The 312-nt window shown below is 46.5% G+C and carries 2 rRNA genes; both read left to right on the forward strand.

Going from position 1 to position 312, the window contains the following annotated elements:
• Positions 1 to 119, forward strand: a 23S ribosomal RNA gene (locus LRP81_RS23175); the annotation flags it as partial.
• An 80-nt stretch (positions 120 to 199) separates the two neighbouring features.
• Positions 200 to 312, forward strand: a 5S ribosomal RNA gene (gene rrf, locus LRP81_RS23180); the annotation flags it as partial.

Here is a 312-nt window from a genome sequence, read left to right on the forward strand (position 1 = left end):
AGATTTCCTTTTACTTCGGTAAGTAAGATCCCTGAAAGATGATCAGGTAGATAGGTTCGAGGTGGAAGCGTGGCGACACGTGGAGCTGACGAATACTAATCGATCGAGGACTTAACCCAAATATTTGATGAATGGATCGTGAATTTTCTTGATAGAACACATTATCTAGTTTTGAAGGAACAACCTTCAACTGAATATGTCTGGTGGCGATAGCGAAGAGGTCACACCCGTTCCCATACCGAACACGGAAGTTAAGCTCTTCAGCGCCGATGGTAGTTGGGGGCTGTCCCCCTGTGAGAGTAGGACGTTGCC

Origin of the sequence: Sutcliffiella rhizosphaerae (assembly GCF_917563925.1) — a bacterium.
Classification (GTDB): domain Bacteria; phylum Bacillota; class Bacilli; order Bacillales; family Bacillaceae_I; genus Sutcliffiella_A; species Sutcliffiella_A rhizosphaerae.